Annotated in this window: 3 pseudogenes; 2 read left to right on the top strand and 1 reads right to left on the bottom strand. The window is 53.8% G+C overall.

The features are described 5' to 3' along the window. Positions 1-175, top strand: a pseudogene (locus JTA15_RS21735) (hypothetical protein); the annotation flags it as partial. 54 nt (positions 176-229) lie between these two features. Here JTA15_RS21735 and JTA15_RS08280 read toward each other — a convergent pair. Then, a pseudogene (locus tag JTA15_RS08280) lies at positions 230-652 on the bottom strand (DUF933 domain-containing protein); the annotation flags it as partial. Here JTA15_RS08280 and JTA15_RS21730 point away from each other — a divergent pair. Further along, positions 642-847, top strand: a pseudogene (locus JTA15_RS21730) (RHS repeat protein); the annotation flags it as partial. The pseudogenes JTA15_RS08280 and JTA15_RS21730 overlap by 11 nt on opposite strands.

Raw genomic sequence — 847 nt, 5'->3', positions numbered from 1 at the left:
GCCCGGTAGACGGATCCCAAGAAACGGTGGTGTCATTCTCGCTAAGTGCGAGAGTCTTGCCTCTCTTGAAGAGCGCTTACGCGAGGATCCTTTTCAGAAGTTAAAGCTTGCGACTGTTGAAATCATTCCCTTTGAACCCAGCATGAAAACAGAACTCCTGGAAAATGTGTTTTAACCCCGCAATAAAAAAATCCACGCCTAAGCGTGGATTTTTTTCATTCAAAATAAATCAAACGTTAAACAGGAAGTTCATCACGTCGCCATCTTTAACGATGTAATCTTTCCCTTCCGCACGCATCTTGCCTGCTTCTTTCGCGCCTTGCTCACCCTTGTAGGTGATAAAGTCTTCAAACGCGATAGTCTGCGCACGAATGAAGCCTTTCTCGAAGTCGGTGTGGATCTTACCGGCCGCCTGAGGCGCAGTCGCACCGACAGGAATCGTCCACGCACGCACTTCTTTCACGCCTGCGGTGAAGTAGGTCTGCAGGTTCAGCAGCTCATAGCCTGCGCGGATCACGCGGTTCAGGCCCGGCTCTTCCAGACCCAGCTCGGCCATGAATTCGTCACGGTCAGCGTCGTCCAGCTCTGCAATGTCGGATTCAACCGCGGCGCAAACCGCTACCACTACAGAACCTTCACTGCTCGAAGGTTCTGCTGAGAAAGTCACGCATAACCGCCTGACGCAGCTTAACGGCATTCGCTGGCGCTATGATATCCACGGCCGCACCGTGGAGAAGGATAACGGCCAGACCCGCTGGCACTACCGCTACGATGGTGAGCACCGTCTGACGGAAGTCATCAGCCAGCCGCGGGACCGCAACAAACCGCAGACGCAGGTCAGCTTCCG

The organism is Enterobacter sp. BIDMC 29, from assembly GCF_019378755.1.
GTDB lineage: Bacteria > Pseudomonadota > Gammaproteobacteria > Enterobacterales > Enterobacteriaceae > Enterobacter > Enterobacter ludwigii.
The sequence above is the reverse complement of the archived record's forward strand: the minus strand, read 5'-3'. Positions and strand labels throughout refer to the sequence as shown.